Raw genomic sequence first — 15350 nt, 5'->3', positions numbered from 1 at the left:
CCGATGACCCATGGCACGTCGATGTCGGCCGGCCGGGACGCGACCTTCGACGACCTGGTCCGGCTGGCCGTCCGGGCGGTCGCCCCCGACGAGGAACCGCTGCTGGGCCTGCTCGCCCCCGACTACCACCGCCGCCCCGGCCACTGGCGACGCGATCCGGGCGCGCTGACCCGGGTGGGTGGTGGCGAGGCGGGCGGCGGCGGTTTCGAGGCGGTGGTCGAACCGCTCCTGCCGTACCTGCTGGTGCTCACCGGGGTGGCGGTGGAGGCGCTGCGCGACGGCGTGCGCGACCAGGCCACCGAGGCGGTCCGTGGTGGCCTGCGCGGGCTCGGCCGGCGGTGGCGCACCCGGGGCCGGCGGGCCGTCGACCCACCGCCACCCGAGGTGCGGCTGCGGCCGGGTCAGCTGCTGCGGATCGAGGAGGCGGTCACCGCCGCCGCCCGCGATCCCCGTTGGACGCTCACCGAGGACCAGGTCGCGGTGTTGCGTGACGCCGTACGCGACGCGTTCGCCCAGCGCTTCGGTGTCGCCGGGCCCGACACTGCCGAGGGTGATGTCGACGGTCGCTGAGGGCGGGCGCGGCCCCGCCGGCCCGGCCGACGCGACGACACCGCCGCCGCCCTCGACGACACCGCCGCCGCCCTCGGCGACACCGCCGCCGCCCTCGGCGACACCGCCGCCGCCCTCGGCGACACCGCCGCCGCCCTCGGCGACACCGCCACTGCCCTCGGCGACCCTCGGCCGGTTCGTCGCCGCGGTCACCGCCGTCGTGGGCACGAGCATGTTCGGATGGTCGACGGTCCTCGTCGACGGCGACGCGACCCGGGTCCGCGCCGAGTGCCTGGCGGACGTGCTGCGGACCCGACCGTTCCCGATCGACGCCCGGGCCGGCACGGTCGACGAGACGGGCCTGGCTGCCATCCGGCGCTGCACCGCCGGCCTCGGACCGGACGTGGCCGGGCAGCTGCTCGCCGGGCTCGCGGTGCTGCTGGCGGTGACCATGCTGGCCTACCTCGTCGCGCCCTGGTGCGAGTGCCGACTGCGGGGCCTGCGCCGCCTCGACCGGGTCCCCGGCACCCAGGCGCTGCGGGCCGACCTGGCCGAGCTGGTCGGGGTGGCGGGGCTACGCCGGTCGCCGACATTCGTGGTGTCCCGGTCCGCGCGGATCAGCGGCAACACCTTCGGCGCCGGGCCCCTGCGGTACGTCCGGTTGGACCTCGGCCTGGTGCACGCCCACCGGGTGGCCCCCCGGGCGTTCCGCGCGGTCGTGCTGCACGAGCTGGCCCACGTCCGCAACAGCGACATCCACCTCACCCGGCTGACCATCGCCCAGGCCTGGGCGTTCCCGCTCGGGGTGCTCGTGCCCGTCACCGTCACCTACCTGCGTGCCGACGCCGGCCGGCAGCTGCTCGCCGACTCCTGGCGGCTGGCCGCGTTCGCACTGGTCGTGCAGGTGTCGGCGTGGTCGGTGCTGCGGGCCCGGGAGTTCACCGCCGACGCCCGGCTCCCCGCCGCCGACGCCGACGCCGTCCGGGCGCTGCTCGCCGCCGACCACCGGCAGGTGGGGCGGTGGGCCCGCCTCGGTGGGCTGTTCCGGTTCCACCCCCTGGCCCGGGCCCGCGCCGACGCGCTGGACCGTCCCGGCCGGCGGTTCGCCGCCCGCCCGGTCGAGGCGCTCGGCGCGGGCCTGGCCGCCGGGATCGCCGCCCCGTCGGTGCGGGACCTGGCGACCAGCCTGCCCCGGGTGTTGCCGGGCGCGGACCCGGTTACCGACAGCGCCTTCGTCACCGGCATCCTGCTCGGCGTGCCGCTGGCCCTGGTGGCCACCGGGGCGTTGTGGCGGGCGGCCTGGTGGGCACGGCACACCGGCCGACCGGCGGCATCCGGCGCGGCGTTCGGCGCGGCACTGGCCTGCGGCCTGCTCGTCGGCCGCCGCCTGGCCTGGCGGGTCGCGTACGCGACCGACCTGCGGGCCTGGTGGATCGAGGTGCTGCTGGCCGGGCTGTGGATCGCCGGTGGCGCGCTGCTCGGCCGGTGGGTGGCCGACGGCGCCCGGGCCCACCTGCGGCACCTCGCGGCGGCGGTCACCCGGATCCGGTGGGCGTGGGCCGGCGCGGCCGTGGCCACGTCGGTGCTCACCGCCGGGTACGTGGCGACGTTGCTGGTGCTCGACGCCTGGTCCACCGACGACGGGTGGAGCATGCTGCACCTGGTCGCCGCCCGCGAGGGCACCGGGGCCGCGACCCCGCTGACCCTGCTCGACATGATCGGCTTCTACGTGCGGATCACCGCCGCCTCGGCGCCGTACCTGATCGCGCTGCCGTTGCTCGCGGCGTTGTTCCCGGTCCTGGCCGGCCGGGGTGCGACCCGGCGGGCGCTGCGGACGGGGGTGGCCGTCGGGGTGGTCGGGGCGCTGGTGCTGCCCCTGGTGCCCCTCGGCGTCGGAGCCGCGGTGCGTGACCCCGGCCTGGCGACGTCGACCGCGGCGACCCTGGTGACCAGCCACACCCTGTTGCCGGTCACGTTCGTCGAGGTGGGCGTGGCCGTGGCGGCGGTCGCCACCCGACGCCTGTCGCTGTCGCACGCGCTGCTCGCCGCCCTCACCGCGGGGGCGCTGATGACGCCCGCGGTGGTGGTCGCCGACGTGCTGGTGTCCTGTGTGGCCGGTGCCCCCGGGTGTGCCCCTGCCGTCGATCCGACGGTGGTCGTCCGCGCCCTCACCCACGCCCTGCTCGTCGCGCCGGTGGCGGCGGTGCTCGCCGCCGCCGTGGGGACGGCCGTGCCGGCCGCGCTCGCGGTGCTCGGCCGGCGTCGGTGGTGGCCGGCGGTGGTGGTGCCCGTGCTGCTGGTGGCCGCCGGGGCGGTCGCGGTCACCCCGCACCGCCCTACGCCGGCCGGTGACCGTGGCCGGGACCCCTGCCTGGTCGGGGTCTGGCGGCTCGTGGCGGGTCGGTTCCACGAGCCGGTGGCCCCCGACTCGCCACTGGGCGTGCTGACCGGCCTGCGCACCGACGGTGCCCTGGACCTGTCCAGCGGGCCGGCCGGCGGCCACGCCACCGCCTACCGGGCGGACGGCACCGCGACCGACCTGTACGACCTGTTCGTCGCCGAGGGCACGCTCAACGGGCACACCGTGCGCAGTGTGCAGCGGGGCACGGTCACCTACCGCTGGTCGGCCGGGAACGGCCGGTACGCCCAGCGTGACCAGGTCGCCGCCAGCGACCGGGTGCTCCGGGTCGACGACCGTGAGCTGCCCCTGACCGGCCCGGCGGAGGACTTCGGCGGCTCGTACCGCTGCACCGCCGACCAGTTGGTGATCACAACGGCCGACGACGCCGGCTCGCACACCGAACAGACCTTCGTCCGCAGCCCGACCTGAGCGGCGGATCAGCCGTCGGGGGCGGGTCGGCGTGTGGGACCACCCCGCCTACCCCGGGCCGGGACGCCGTCGTCAGGCCGGGCGGGGCAGCCGGGGAACACGACCGCTGATCTGGACGAAGTGGAAGCCCTCGACGACCACCCGGGGGTCGGCGAACGCCCCGATCGTCGCCGTGAGGTCGGCGTCGGTCAACCCGTGGGCCAGCAGGCTGCCGCGCAGTTGCGGGATGCCGGCCCGCAGCAGCCGGCAACCCGGACCGCCGCCGCGCCACCGGCCCGTGGTGGTCCGGGAGTCGACCTCGACCAGGCCGGCCGCTGCGAAGGCCGCCGGGGCCCGCTGTGCCCAGGCGAGGTCGAGGCCGCTGCCGACGAGAGCCGCCGTGTGGGCCGCCAGGTAGCGGGTCAGCAGGTCGGCGGTCGCGTCGTCCGGCGCGGACGAGACGAAGTCGCCGGGCGGGAGCGCGAACTCACCGATGAGCAGTACACCGCCGGGTGCCAGGGCGGCCACCATCCGCCGCAGGGCCTCCTCGCGCCGGGGCAGGTGACCGAGGAGCAGCCGGGCGTGCACCAGGTCGAAGGTGCCCGGCGGCTGGTCGGTGACGATGTCCTGGCGGTGGACGACGAGCCGGGGGTGCGGCGGGACGTGCTGCGGGGCGATGTCCGTGGCGACCACCTCGGCCGCCCGTTCGGCCAGCCACAGCGCGACGCTGCCGGCACCGGCGGCCACCTCCAGGCACCGCCGGCCGGTCAGGTCACCCCACTGCCCGAGCGCGGCCCGGGTCGGCCCGTCCAGCAGGTCCGCCAGCGCGTCGTGGTGGGCGCCGGCCTGGTCACTCGCATTGTCGAACGCGTAGCCCTTCGTGCTCACCCCACCATCCTGCCGGACGGCGAGCCGTTACGCCCCCGGCCCACCGCCCCTGGCCCATCGCCCCAGCCCACCGCCCCTGGCCCACTGCCCCGGTCCACCGCCGTGGGCCGGGGAGTCGGCGTGCCCGGCCGGCACCGCCTCCGGCGGGTCCCCGACACTCCGCATTCCACTGAGTGCAAGACCGGCTCCACGCTGGACCCCGGGACGGAATGATTCGACTCCATCGATGTTCGCCCGGCGGGAGGTCGTTCGGATGGAGTTCGCCCGGGACCAGTGGTACGTGGCTGCCCACGGCGGGGAGGTCGGCCGGGACCTGCTCGCCCGTACGATGCTCGGTGAACCGCTGGTGCTGTACCGCACCGCTGCCGGGGAGGCCGTGGCGCTCGCCGACCGGTGTGTGCACCGGCGCTTCCCGTTGTCGCAGAGCCGCCTCGACGGCGACATGATCGTCTGCGGCTACCACGGCTTCACCTACGACCCCACCGGCAGTTGCGTCTTCGTACCCGGTCAGCAGCGGATTCCGCGTACCGCGCGGGTCGCGGCCTACCCGGTGGTGGAACAGGACTCCTTCGTCTGGGTATGGATCGGGGACCGGGAGCGGGCCGACCCGGCCACCATCCCCCGCGCGCCCTGGCTGGCCGACCCCCGGTACGCGGTGGTCCGGGGCATGGCCCCGCTGGACGCGCGGTACGGCCTGCTGGTGGACAACCTGATGGACCTGTCCCACGAGACCTACCTGCACGGCGGTTACATCGGCACCCCCGAGGTGGCGGACACCCCGATCACCACCGAGGTCGACGAGGAACGGGGTGTGGTGCACGTCAGCCGGCACATGGACGACGCCGAGTGCCCGCCGTTCTACGCCCGCTCGACCGGCATCCAGGGCCGGATCACCCGCTGGCAGGACATCGAGTACCACCCGCCGTGCCTCTACCTGCTGCACAGCCGGATCGCCCCGCAGGGCGTCTACCCGCCCGCGCAGGGGGAGGACAGCGACGCCTTCCACGCCGAGATCGTCTACGCCATCACCCCGTCGACCGCGCACACCACGTACGACTTCTGGGCGGTGGCGCGCGACTTCGCGGTCGACGACGAGTCGGTCAGCGCGTACCTGCACCAGAGCAACCACACCGTGGTGATGCAGGACGTGGCGGCGCTGAACACGCTGGAGCGGGTGATCGCAGCCGAACCGGAGCGGTACCAGGAGCTGAGCATCAACATCGACACCGGTGGGCTGGCCGCCCGACGGCTGCTGGCCCGGCTGGTCGGCTCCGGGACGGTGGGAGCGCCCCGGTGACCGCACCCGCCGGGCAGCGGGTCTACCGGGTCCACTGGGTGCCGGGCACCGACGTGCTGCGCGGGACCTGCCACTGTGGCGCCGAGCGCCTCGCCGACGAGCCGGTGGCCTTGTGGGAGTGGCTGCTCGGCCACCCGCGGGGCCACGCGACGGCGACCGTGCCGGCGTCCGGCCCGCCCGCCCGGCTGGCGGTGCCGGCATGACCGGGGACAGACCGACGAGGGACGGGCTGACGAAGGACGGGCCGGTCGGGGACGGGCCGACGAGGGACGGGCCGGTCGGGGACGGGCTGGTCGGGGTGGAACTGACGGTGGTGGCCCGGGAGCGGGTGGCAGCGGAGGTCGTCGAGATCGGGCTGGCCCGCCCGGACGGTGGTGACCTGCCCCGGTGGACCCCGGGCGCGCACGTCGACCTGGCGCTGGGCCCGGAACTGGTGCGGCAGTACTCCCTCTGCGGTGATCCGGCCGACCGGTCCGTCCTGCGGATCGCCGTGCAGCGGGAGCCGGACGGGCGCGGTGGCTCCCGGCTGGCGCACGCCCGGCTCACCGTCGGCGGCACCGTCCGGGTGCACGGGCCCCGCAACACCTTCCCGCTGGTCGCGGCGCGGCGCTACCTTTTCGTGGCCGGTGGCATCGGGATCACCCCGATCCGCCCGATGGTCGACGCGGCCGACGCCGCCGGCGCCGACTGGCGACTGGCGTACGGCGGACGCAGCCGCGCCACCATGGCCTTCGCCACGGCCCTGCGGGAGCGATACGGCGACCGGGTGTGCCTCTGTCCGCAGGACGAGACCGGGCTGCTCGACCTGACCGGGCTGCTGGGCCGGCCGGGCGACGGCCTCGTCTACTGCTGCGGCCCGGAATCCCTGGTCCGGGCGGTGGAGGAACACTGCGCCGACTGGCCGCCCGGCCGACTGCACGTCGAGCGGTTCACCCCCCGGGGCGACGCCGACGGGCCGGAGACGGCGATCGAGGTCGAACTCGCCCTCTCCGGGCGCACGGTGCGCGTGCCCCCGGGGGTGCCGATCCTGCGGGCGGTGGAGGAGGCCGGGGTGCCGGTCCTGTCGTCCTGTCGGGAGGGCACCTGCGGCACCTGTGAGACCCCGGTGCTCGCCGGGGTGCCGGAGCACCGCGACAGCCTGCTCACCGCGCAGGAGCGGGCCGCCGGGGACACCATGATGATCTGTGTCTCCCGGGCTCGTACGCCCCGGCTCGTCCTGGAGCTGTGACCGGCCGGCGCGGGCGGGGAGGATGGTGGGATGCGCGGCCAACCGGGACGGTCGGTGACCAGCAGGGTGCTGGCGCTGCTGGACGCGTTCACCCCGGCGAGCCCGGCGCTGACGCTGAGCGAGCTGGCCCGGCGCACCGGGTTGCCACTGTCCACCGTGCACCGCCGGGCGGCCGAGCTGCTCGCCTGGGGGGCGTTGGAACGCGGCGTCGACGGGCGGTACCGGATCGGCCTGCGGTTGTGGGAGGTGGGTTCGCTGGCGCCCCGGGGGCTGGGGTTGCGGGAGGTGGCCCTGCCGGTGATGGAGGACCTCTACGAGGTGACCCACGAGAACGTGCAGCTCGCCGTCCGGCAGGACGACGAACTCGTCTTCATCGAGCGGATCGCCGGCCGGCACGCGGTGCCGGTGCTCACCCGGGTGGGTGGCCGCTTCGCCCTGCACGCCACCGGCGTCGGCCTGGTCCTGCTCGCCTACGCGCCGGTCGGGGTGCAGGAGCGGGTGCTGGCCGCGCCGTTGGAGCGGTACACCGAGCTGACCGTCACCGATCCGGGGCGGCTGCGCCGCTGTCTGGCCGAGGTGCGCCGGGTCGGGTACGCGGTCAGCGACCGGCAGGTCACCATGGACGCCCTGTCGGTGGCCGCGCCGATCCGCGCCCCGGAGGGGGTGGTGGCGGCGCTGTCGTTGGTGGTCGCCCACGACCGGGCCGACCCGGTGGCGCTGGCCCCGCTGGTGCAGGCCGCGGGCCGGGTGCTGTCCCGGGCGTTGGGCGGCGCGCACGGGTGAGCACCGGCCGGGCCGGCGTCAGTCGGGGAAGGCGAGCAGTCGCAGCAGGTGGGCCAGCCGTTCGTGGTCGCGGGGCGTCATGCTGGCCAGCGAGTCGAGCCCCACGGCGCGGACGGCGTCCTGGGCGCGGGCGAACAGGGCCCGTCCGGCGTCGGTGGCGGTGAGGACGTTGGCCCGGCGGTCGGCGGGGTCGGCGTGCCGCTCGACCAGTTGGCGCTGCTCCAGCCCGTCGATCAGGGCGACGACCTGGCTGGGGTCGAGGTGCAGGAATTCGGCGAGTTCCCGCTGGGTCGGGCGGACGTCGTCGGCGGCCAGGGCGAGCACCGAGTAGGAGCGGGCCTTCAGTCCGTGTGCGGCGAGGGCGGTGTTGGCCGCCGCGAGCGCGCGCGCGTTGGCGCGGGCCAGCAGGAAGCTCAGGTCACCGGCGAGCGTGCTGTCCCGCAGCCGGTCGCGTCCGGTCGGCCGGGTCCGTTCGGCGGGGGACATGGCGACGATGGTAGCAAGGTTCCCAAATAATTGACATTCTCAACGGTTCGTGCTCAGATCGCATCGACGAAAGGGAGTGCCCATGTCACTGGACGGCAAAGTCGCCATCGTCACCGGGTCCGGGCGTGGCCTCGGTCTGGCCTACGCCCAGGAGCTGGCGCGGCGGGGGGCCTCCGTCGTGGTCAACGACGTCGACGCGGGCACCACGGCCGACGCGGTGGCGGCGATCGAGGCGTCCGGCGGGCGGGCCGTCGCGGTGACCGCGCCCGTCGGCCCGACCGAGACCGCGCAGGAACTCGTCAGCACGGCGGTCGCGCACTTCGGCCGACTGGACATCCTCGTCACCAACGCCGGCGTGCTGCGCGACACCGTGTTGTGGAAGATGACCGACGACGACTTCGACACTGTCGTCACCGTGCACCTGCGCGGCACGTTCACCACGGTGCGCGAGGCGGTGCGGCACATGCGGCAGGCCGACGCGGGCGGACGGATCATCTGCATCGGGTCACCCACCGGTCAACGCGGCACCTTCGGTCAGACCAACTACGCGGCGGCCAAGGCGGGCATCGTCGGCATGGTCCGCACCTGGGCGCTGGAGCTGAAGCGGGCCGGCATCACCGCCAACACCGTCGTCCCGGTCGCCGCCACCGCGATGACCGCCACCGTCCCCTACTTCGCCGCTGCGGTGCGGGCCGAGGCGGCCGGTGAGCCGATGCCCGCGTTCTTCCGGCACGACCTCGGTTTCGGCACGGCCGCCGACGTGGCCGGTCTGGTCGCGTTCCTCGCGTCCGACGCGGCCGCCCAGGTGACCGGGCAGGTGATCGGGGTGGGTGGTGACCGCCTCCAGATCTGGACCCATCCGGAGGCGGCGGTGACCGCCTACCGGGAGGGCGGCTGGACCTACGACGCGCTGGTGGAGGCCTGGCCGACCACGTTCGACGGGGCCGCGCAGAGCGTCGGCGAACGCTTCCCCGAGCTGCCCGCCCAGTTCCAGCCGGCCAATCCCTGACCCGGCCCACCGTCACCTGACCGACGAGACCGTCCGCCCGCCCCGCCGGACCGGACCCGCCCGACGGAGGCTGCCGCCCATGTACCAGCCCGCGATCGACCTCGACGCCGTCACCGCGATCGACATGCACGTGCACATCGAGGTCGACGACCACGGTCACGCCTCGTTGCCCGTACCGCTGGTGGCGGCCGTGTCGAAGTACTTCCGCACGGACGGGCCCCGGCCGGCGGTCGACGCGGTGGCGCGCTACTACCGCGAGCGCGGCATGGCCGCCGTCGTGTTCACCGTGGACGCGGGCACCCAACTGCGGCATCCGCCGCTGTCCAGCGTCGACATCGCCCGCGCCGCCGCCGAGCACGCCGACGTGCTGATCCCCTTCGGTTCGGTCGACCCGCGCACCGGCGGGGCGGCCCTCGACCTCGCCGCCCGGCTGATCGAGCAGGAGGGGGTACGCGGCTTCAAGTTCCACCCCACGGTGCAGGGCTTCGACCCCGGCGACGACGCGTACGCGCCGCTGTGGGCCCTGATCGAGCGGGCCGGCCTCCCGGCGATCTTCCACACCGGGCAGACCGGCATCGGCGCGGGCCTGCCGGGCGGCTACGGGCTGCGGCTCGGCCTGTCCAACCCGATGCTGCTCGACCCGGTCGCCGCCGACTTCCCCGACCTGCAGATCGTGATGGCCCACCCGTCGGTGCCCTGGCAGGACGAGGCGCTGTCGGTGGCCACCCACAAGCCCAACACCTGGATCGACCTGTCCGGCTGGAGCCCGAAGTACTTCCCGGCGGAGCTGGTACGCCACGCCAACTCGGTGCTCAGGCGCCGGGTGCTCTTCGGCACCGACTACCCGCTGCTCACCCCCGAGCGGTGGTTGCGTGACGTGGCGGCCACCGACCTCAAGCCGGACGTGCTCCCGGGCATCCTCAAGGACAACGCGGCCCGGCTGCTGGGCCTCGCCCGGGAACGACGAGAGGAAGCGCCATGACCACGACCATCACCTACGACCAGCTCGCCGACCTCGCCGGCACCGACCTGGGGTACACCGGCTACCGCACGGTCACCCAGGACCAGGTGAACCTGTTCGCCGACGCCACCGACGACCACCAGTGGATCCACGTCGACCCGGAACGGGCCAAGGCCGGCCCGTTCGGCGCACCGGTCGCGCACGGCTTCCTGACCCTGTCCCTGGCGGTGCCGTTCTGGACCGAGCTGCTGGAGGTCAAGGGGGTGACCACCAAGGTGAACTACGGCCTCGACCGGGTGCGCTTCCCCGCGCCGGTCGTGGTCGGGGCGCGGGTGCGGATGCGGGCCACCGTCGTCGAGGTGGTCGAGGTCCGGGGTGGCTACCAGCTCACCGTCGACCAGAGCATCGAGATCGAGGGCGGTGTCAAGCCGGCGGTGGTCGCCCGGGGGTTGTACCGCTTCCACGGCTGAGCCCGGCGGCGTCCGCGCCGGGTGACCCACCACCACCTCCACCACCAGGAGACTGCTGATGCACCAGCACGGAATCGGTGCCTGGGTGGCCAGGCGTCGACTCAGGTCCCCGGACAAGGTCGCCCTCGTCCACGGCGCGGACGCGACCGTCACCTACGCCCAGTTCGCCGACGCGGTGGACCGGGTCTCGGCGGTGTTGCGGGGGCGTGGTGTCGGCGTCGGTGACGCCGTCGCCTACCTGGGGGAGAACAGTCCGGAGTTCCTCCAGGTGATGTTCGGGGTGGCGCAGGTCGGCGCCGTCTTCGTGCCGGTGAACACCCGGCTGGCACCTCCCGAGGTGGGTCACCTCCTGACCGACAGCGCCGCCCGGGTGCTGATCCACGACCCGGAGTTCGCCGCACCGGTGGCCGCCGCCCTGCCGGCCGCGCGGCCTCCGCAGACCGTCGTCACCGGCGAGGGCACCCCGCAGCGGCCGGGCCTGACCCGGCTGACCCGGGCGGTCGACGCCGGGCACCCCGGTCCTGCCCCCACCGGCCCGGACGATCCGGCGGCGATCGTCTACACCTCGGGCACGACCGGGCGGGCCAAGGGTGCGGTGCTGACCCACGGCAACCTCACCTGGGTCGCCCTCAACTGTGTGGTCGACTACGACGTCGTCTCGACCGACGTGGCGCTGATGATCTCGCCGCTGTTCCACGTCGCCTCGCTGGGGATGGGCGCGTTGCCCGTCATCCTCAAGGGCGCCACGATGGTCGTCGAGCGGGGCTTCGAGCCGGGCCGGGCGCTCGCGCAGATCGCCAGGCACCGGGTCACCATGCTCAGCGGGGTGCCGACCACCTACCAGCTGCTGGCCGACCACCCGGACTGGGCCACGACCGACCTGTCGACGTTGGCGAAGCTCACCTGCGGTGGCTCCGCGGTGCCGACCCGCATCCTCGACGCCTACGAGGCGCGCGGCCTGTCGTTCTCCCAGGGGTACGGGATGACCGAGGCGTCGCCGGGCGTGACCGCGCTGCCACCGGCGATGACCCGGGCCAAGCAGGGCAGCGTCGGTCTGCCGCACTTCTTCACCGACGTGCGGATCACCGACCCGGGCGGGGCGGTGCTGCCCGCCGGTGAGCTGGGTCAGATCGAGGTGGCCGGGCCCAACGTTTTCCCCGGCTACCACGGGCTGCCGGCGGCGACCGCCGAGGCGTTCACCGCCGACGGCTGGTTCCGCTCGGGTGACCTGGGCCGCCTCGACGACGACGGCTGCCTCCACGTCTCCGGCCGGCTCAAGGACATGATCATCTCGGGTGGCGAGAACATCTACCCGGCCGAGATCGAGCTGCTGCTCGGCGAGATCGACGGGGTGGTCTCGGCGGCGGTCATCGGGGTGCCCGACGACCGCTGGGGTGAGGTGCCGTGGGCGGTGGTGACCGTACGGGAGGGGGCGCGCGTGGACACCGCCGTCGTGCGGGCGCACCTGGACGGTCGGATCGCCCGCTACAAGCTGCCCAGGAACGTGGTCATCGTGGACGAGTTGCCGCGGACCGCGTCGGGGAAGGTGCGGAAGACGCAGCTGCGGGCGCGGTTCGCCGGCTGACCGTGGGCCGGTGGGTGACGAGGGCGGCGAACTCCGCCGTGGACGCCTCGGCCAGCGCCCGGTGCGCCCGACGGTAGGTCTGCACCGACCTGGCCGCCGGCCACTGCGCGTCCATGAACTCCGCCGGTAGCCTCGGGTCGGCCCGCAGCAGCGCCAGCCAGTCCGCCACCAGCATCGTGCGCAGGGTCAGCGCGCCCGCCGCCGCCGTGGTCGCGGCCGGGTCGGCCCACCGGTCGATGAACGCGAGGTGCTCGCGCCGGATCGCCTCGATGTCCCAGGCGGCGCGTACGCTCTCGCCGATCGGGAAACCGGCGAGTTCGCGGGCGTGGAAGGCGACCACGGCGTGCGGGGCGAGGTCCTGCCGCAGCGGTTCCAGCGACCCGGCGAGGTCGACCTCGCCGGGGGCCAGCCACAGCCCGTCGCGGATCGGCGCGAAGCCCTCCCAGGTGAGGGTGGAGCGCAGCCGGTGCCGCAGCGTGCGCTGCCCCTCCGGGATGGAGAAGGTGACCAGGGTCCAGCCGCTGCCCTGCGGGTCGAACGGCCTCGGCCCGCGCACCCGGTACGTCGCCTCGCGCAGCACCGCCGCGCCGTGCTCGGTCAGCGAGAACAACGTCTCCCGGCCGCTGCGGCCCCGGGCGAGGATGCCGCTGCGCACCAGCCGGTCGAGGGTGGCCCGGGTCGCCGGTGCGGCGACCCCGGCCCCCTCCAGCACGGTGATCAGGACACTCGCCCGGATCGGCCCGGTGTCGGCGTCGACGATGTGTTCGCCGAAGAAGGCGAGCACCAGTTGCTTCGGCTGACGCCTACCCACAGTCATCCCCTCCGACGGGTGTCGCCCGGCGCGCTCACGGCGCGGGTCGCGGGGCCACATTGTGCCCGCGTTTGGCCCGCTGGATCTCGCCGTAGACGTGTGTGCGCAGCTCGGTGAACCGGGGCAGGGCGCGGGTGGTGATCTGGTCGCGCTCGGCCGGCAGGTCGACCGCGACGTCCTCGCGGACCCGGGTCGGCGCGTGGGACAGCACGAGCACCCGTTGCCCGAGGTAGACCGACTCGTCGATGTCGTGGGTGACGAACAGCACCGAGATCCCGCGCCGGGCGTGCAGCTCACGCACCAGGTCCTCCAGGTCGGCCCGGGTCTGCGCGTCCACCGCGGCGAACGGCTCGTCCATGATCAGGACCTCCGGCTGGTACGCCACGGCCCGCGCGATCGCCACCCGCTGCTGCATCCCGCCGGAGAGCTGCCACGGGTGGCTGCGGGCGGCGTGCGCCAGACCCACCGCGTCGAGCGCGTCGGCGACCAGGGTGTCCCGCTGCGCGCGGGAGAGCTTCTTGTGCCGCAGCGGCAGCTCGACGTTGCCGCGCACCGTCAGCCACGGGTAGAGGCTGCGGCCGTACTCCTGGAACACCACGGCCATGGCGGGGCTGGGGCCGGTCACCGGCGTCCCGTGCATCTCGACCACACCGCCGGTGGGGCGCAGCAGACCGGCGAGGCACTTCAGCAGGGTGGTCTTGCCACACCCGGACGGTCCGACGATGCAGACGAGTTCGCCGGCGTCCATCGTGAAGCTGAGGTCCCCGATCGCCTCGACGTCGCCGGTGGGGGACTCGTAGACCTTGCGTAGCTGCTCCACCCGCAGCAGGGTGCCCCGGTCAGGCACGGTTGACCTCCCTGATTCCGTGGTACCAGCGCAGCACGCGCCGTTCGACGAGCCCGAAGACGACGGCGAGGAGCACGCCGACCCCGCCGAGCAGCAGGATGCCGCTCCACATCTCGGCGATGAGGTAGTTGCGTTGGAAGTAGGCGATCCGGTAACCCAGCCCGGCCGACGAGGCGAACATCTCGGAGATGACCATCAGGATGAGCGCGACCGAGAGGGCCTGCCGCACGCCGGCCATGATCCGGGGGCTGGCGGCGGGGAGGACCAGGAACCACAGCCGCTCCCACCAGGTGACCCGGAACGACCGCGCGGTCTGCGTCAGCACGCTGTCGATGCCCCGGACCCCCTCGATCGTGTTCAGCAGGATCGGCCAGACCGCGCCGGAGACGATCACCACGACCTTCATGGTGTCGGTGATCCCGAGCAGGATCATCATCACCGGGATCAGCACCGGCGGCGGGACCGCCCGGACGAACTCCAACAGCGGTTCGAGCAGCTCCCGCAGCCACGGGGTCAGGCCGATGACGGTGCCGGCGGCGACGCCGAGCACGATCGACGCGGCGACGCCGAGGCCGAGGCGGGCGAGGCTGGGCAGCACGTCCTCGACGAACGCCGGCCCGACCCAGGTGTCGACGAAGGCGTCGGCGATCGTCACCGGGTCGGGGAAGAACCGGCTCGTCGTCCTGGTCGCCACCAGGCCCCACAGCACCAGCAGCAGCACCGGCAGCCCGAGCGCGTGCAGCACACCCGCCGCGGTGCGGTGACCGACCGCGCGGCGGCGCGGCGGGGTCACCGTCCTCCCCGGGTACGCGGTCACAGCGCCCGCTCCCCACGGACGGACTCGTGCCAGGACAACGTCCGCCGCTCGACGAACCGGAACACGAGGTTCACCGCCAGCCCGAGCAGTCCGGTGACCACGACGAGGGCGTACAGGCCGACGGCGTCCCCGGCGGAGCGGGACAGCTCGATCATGCGGCCGAGGCCCGGGTTGCCGATCACCATCTCCGCGGTGACGGCCAGGATGAGCGCCACCGCCGCCGCCAGCCGCAGACCGGTCAGCAGGTACGGCAGGGTGGTCGGCAGGACGAGGTGCGTCCACCGTTCCCAGCGGCGCAGGCCGAAGCTGAGCGCGGTGTCCCGGGCGACCGTGTCGACGTCGGCGACCCCGTAGATCACCTGCACGAACACCTGCCAGAACGACGCGTAGACGATGATGACCAGGGCGGCCTGCCGTTGGATGCCGAACATCAGCACGGCGAGCGGGATGAGGGCGACCGACGGGATGGGGCGCAGGAACTCGACCATCGTGTGGGTGGCCCGCCGCAGGAACGGCACCAGGCCGACGACCGTACCGAGACCGACGGCGGCGATCGTCGCCACCGTCAGGCCGATCGCCCAGGAGGTCATGGTGCTGCCCAGCCGCCGCCAGAACGCGAGGTCGACGAGTTGTTCGGACAGCCGGGCCAGCACGTCCGTCACGTACGGCAGGTACTGCGGGTCGATCAGGCCGAGTGCCGGGACGCTCTGCCAGACGGCGAGGAACCCGGCCAGGCCGGCGACGCCCAGCAGCGCCCTGCGTGACGCGCGGGGGCGTCGGGTGGGGGGCAGGCGCATGTCACCTCCGTGG

The 15350-nt window shown here is 74.4% G+C and carries 16 protein-coding genes; 10 read left to right on the top strand and 6 right to left on the bottom strand.

What is annotated here, in order from left to right:
• Window positions 1–3: 3 nt before the first annotated feature.
• Entirely contained in the window at window positions 4–570 is a 567-nt protein-coding gene (locus AB0B63_RS13865; RefSeq protein ID WP_208570580.1) for a hypothetical protein, read from the top strand.
• Window positions 554–3379, top strand: a complete 2826-nt coding sequence (locus AB0B63_RS13860; protein ID WP_357018098.1) for a M48 family metalloprotease — start codon at window positions 554–556, stop codon at window positions 3377–3379. Before AB0B63_RS13865 ends, AB0B63_RS13860 begins: the two co-directional genes overlap by 17 nt.
• Before the next feature lie 72 nt (window positions 3380–3451).
• Here the strand turns inward: AB0B63_RS13860 and AB0B63_RS13855 are convergent, their stop codons facing one another.
• Window positions 3452–4246, bottom strand: a complete 795-nt coding sequence (locus AB0B63_RS13855) for a class I SAM-dependent methyltransferase (protein WP_357018095.1) — start codon at window positions 4244–4246, stop codon at window positions 3452–3454.
• A 253-nt stretch (window positions 4247–4499) separates the two neighbouring features.
• Here AB0B63_RS13855 and AB0B63_RS13850 point away from each other — a divergent pair, with 253 nt between their 5' ends.
• The 4 genes from AB0B63_RS13850 to AB0B63_RS13835 are packed head-to-tail and all read left to right on the top strand — an operon-like array spanning window position 4500 to window position 7554.
• A complete protein-coding gene (locus tag AB0B63_RS13850) occupies window positions 4500–5543 on the top strand; it encodes an aromatic ring-hydroxylating dioxygenase subunit alpha (RefSeq protein ID WP_357018092.1) in 1044 nt (347 codons plus the stop codon).
• The gene (locus AB0B63_RS13845; protein WP_208570584.1) at window positions 5540–5746 is read left to right on the top strand and encodes a hypothetical protein; all 207 of its coding nucleotides are present in this window, start codon (window positions 5540–5542) and stop codon (window positions 5744–5746) included. Before AB0B63_RS13850 ends, AB0B63_RS13845 begins: the two co-directional genes overlap by 4 nt.
• On the top strand, window positions 5743–6771 hold the full coding sequence (locus AB0B63_RS13840) for a PDR/VanB family oxidoreductase (RefSeq protein ID WP_357018088.1): 1029 nt from the start codon (window positions 5743–5745) through the stop codon (window positions 6769–6771). Before AB0B63_RS13845 ends, AB0B63_RS13840 begins: the two co-directional genes overlap by 4 nt.
• A gap of 30 nt (window positions 6772–6801) precedes the next feature.
• Window positions 6802–7554, top strand: a complete 753-nt coding sequence (locus AB0B63_RS13835; RefSeq protein ID WP_208570585.1) for an IclR family transcriptional regulator — start codon at window positions 6802–6804, stop codon at window positions 7552–7554.
• 18 nt (window positions 7555–7572) lie between these two features.
• On the opposite strand, the gene AB0B63_RS13830 is transcribed toward AB0B63_RS13835, so the two are convergent.
• A complete protein-coding gene (locus AB0B63_RS13830) occupies window positions 7573–8040 on the bottom strand; it encodes a MarR family transcriptional regulator (RefSeq protein ID WP_208570586.1) in 468 nt (155 codons plus the stop codon).
• Between the two features lie 82 nt (window positions 8041–8122).
• Between AB0B63_RS13830 and AB0B63_RS13825 the strand changes: the two genes are divergently transcribed.
• From AB0B63_RS13825 to AB0B63_RS13810, 4 genes are all read left to right on the top strand, one after another.
• Window positions 8123–9049, top strand: a complete 927-nt coding sequence (locus AB0B63_RS13825) for an SDR family NAD(P)-dependent oxidoreductase (RefSeq protein ID WP_357018084.1) — start codon at window positions 8123–8125, stop codon at window positions 9047–9049.
• A gap of 79 nt (window positions 9050–9128) precedes the next feature.
• On the top strand, window positions 9129–10031 hold the full coding sequence (locus AB0B63_RS13820) for an amidohydrolase family protein (protein WP_357018081.1): 903 nt from the start codon (window positions 9129–9131) through the stop codon (window positions 10029–10031).
• Window positions 10028–10480 carry a MaoC family dehydratase gene (locus AB0B63_RS13815; RefSeq protein WP_208570589.1) on the top strand — a complete coding sequence of 151 codons (453 nt, stop codon included), beginning with the start codon at window positions 10028–10030 and terminating at the stop codon, window positions 10478–10480. The genes AB0B63_RS13820 and AB0B63_RS13815 overlap by 4 nt, the downstream gene beginning before the upstream one ends.
• 58 nt (window positions 10481–10538) lie before the next feature.
• Window positions 10539–12065 carry a long-chain fatty acid--CoA ligase gene (locus AB0B63_RS13810; RefSeq protein WP_357018077.1) on the top strand — a complete coding sequence of 509 codons (1527 nt, stop codon included), beginning with the start codon at window positions 10539–10541 and terminating at the stop codon, window positions 12063–12065.
• Here the strand turns inward: AB0B63_RS13810 and AB0B63_RS13805 are convergent.
• The 4 genes from AB0B63_RS13805 to AB0B63_RS13790 are packed head-to-tail and all read right to left on the bottom strand — an operon-like array spanning window position 11989 to window position 15337.
• On the bottom strand, window positions 11989–12882 hold the full coding sequence (locus AB0B63_RS13805; RefSeq protein ID WP_357018074.1) for a PaaX family transcriptional regulator C-terminal domain-containing protein: 894 nt from the start codon (window positions 12880–12882) through the stop codon (window positions 11989–11991). The genes AB0B63_RS13810 and AB0B63_RS13805 overlap by 77 nt on opposite strands.
• Window positions 12883–12910: 28 nt before the next feature.
• Window positions 12911–13723 (bottom strand): ABC transporter ATP-binding protein, encoded by an 813-nt coding sequence (locus tag AB0B63_RS13800; RefSeq protein ID WP_219460691.1) that lies wholly within the window; start codon window positions 13721–13723, stop codon window positions 12911–12913.
• On the bottom strand, window positions 13716–14540 hold the full coding sequence (locus AB0B63_RS13795) for an ABC transporter permease (protein WP_357018071.1): 825 nt from the start codon (window positions 14538–14540) through the stop codon (window positions 13716–13718). The genes AB0B63_RS13800 and AB0B63_RS13795 overlap by 8 nt, the downstream gene beginning before the upstream one ends.
• Entirely contained in the window at window positions 14537–15337 is an 801-nt protein-coding gene (locus tag AB0B63_RS13790; RefSeq protein WP_208570592.1) for an ABC transporter permease, read from the bottom strand. Before AB0B63_RS13790 ends, AB0B63_RS13795 begins: the two co-directional genes overlap by 4 nt.
• Between the last annotated feature and the right edge of the window lie 13 nt (window positions 15338–15350).

Source organism: Micromonospora sp. NPDC049081, assembly GCF_040648835.1.
Taxonomy (GTDB): domain Bacteria; phylum Actinomycetota; class Actinomycetes; order Mycobacteriales; family Micromonosporaceae; genus Micromonospora; species Micromonospora antibiotica.
Note: the sequence above shows the minus strand (reverse complement) of the source record. Positions and strands in the feature narration are given on the sequence as shown.